Annotated in this window: 2 protein-coding genes; both read right to left on the bottom strand. The window is 47.8% G+C overall.

The annotated features are described in order from the left end of the window. A partial coding sequence (locus H5185_RS22330; RefSeq protein ID WP_310741708.1) for a glyceraldehyde 3-phosphate dehydrogenase NAD-binding domain-containing protein occupies nt 1-182 on the bottom strand: 182 nt, incomplete at its 3' end. A 56-nt stretch (nt 183-238) separates the two neighbouring features. Next, the gene (locus tag H5185_RS22325; RefSeq protein WP_182743348.1) at nt 239-730 is read right to left on the bottom strand and encodes a tyrosine-protein phosphatase; all 492 of its coding nucleotides are present in this window, start codon (nt 728-730) and stop codon (nt 239-241) included. Nucleotides 731-767 lie beyond the last annotated feature (37 nt).

Below are 767 nucleotides of genomic sequence, written 5' to 3'. Positions count from 1 at the left end.
GCATTGGCTTCGTACTGCCAGCGACCATGCACAGAGTCGAATGTCAGCAAATGGGCTAAGGTCGCCGCATCCCCTGCGGGATCATTAATCTGCACAAACTCAACCTCTTCCCAGCCCCAAGCAGCACGTAATGCTAAACGTCCCATACGGCCAAAGCCATTTATCCCGATTTTGATTGTCATATCTGCATCCTTCACACTCAGTTTTATATTAGGTGTTTTATATTATTTGTTTAAGATTAAAGCGTTATCGGTTCGATATAGCCGCGTTGATGCACATTGGTTAAGGCATTAGGGCGAATGGATTGCACTTGGGTTATCACTTCTGCCAAGGAGCCTCCCGCCAGTAACAGCAAGATTGCCGCCATTAATCCTGTGCGACCGGAACCACCGCGACAATGAATGGCAATTGTGGATTGAGTTTGCATCAATGCCAGCAGTTCTGCTTTGTGCCGCGCAAACGCGAGCTCGAATGCCTCTGCGGGTGCCGCATCATCTTCTATAGGTAAATGTAACCAACGGATCCCCGCTTCATGGCAAATATCGGGCAATGATGCAACACCAAATATTTGCAATTCGGCAAGTGGCATTAAGGTTATGATGACCTCAGTTCCCGCCGCTTTAAGAGTTGCCACCGCCTCTGTCACAGGGACAGATTTAGTCCCTGGGCAAGGGGTAAAAATCAACCTAGCACCACTCTCTAGCGGCAAAATATCAAATGGATGTGACATTTAAGTGTTACCCCACTAACCAAGATTCAATCATGGC

This window comes from Shewanella sp. SG44-6 (genome assembly GCF_014164185.1).
Lineage (GTDB): Bacteria > Pseudomonadota > Gammaproteobacteria > Enterobacterales > Shewanellaceae > Shewanella > Shewanella vesiculosa.
Note: the sequence above shows the minus strand (reverse complement) of the source record. Positions and strands in the feature narration are given on the sequence as shown.

Coding starts and splice junctions, on each gene's coding strand:
- H5185_RS22325 (WP_182743348.1), bottom strand. CDS start 730: ATGTCACATCCATTTGATATTTTGCCGCTAGAGAGTGGTGCTAGGTTG.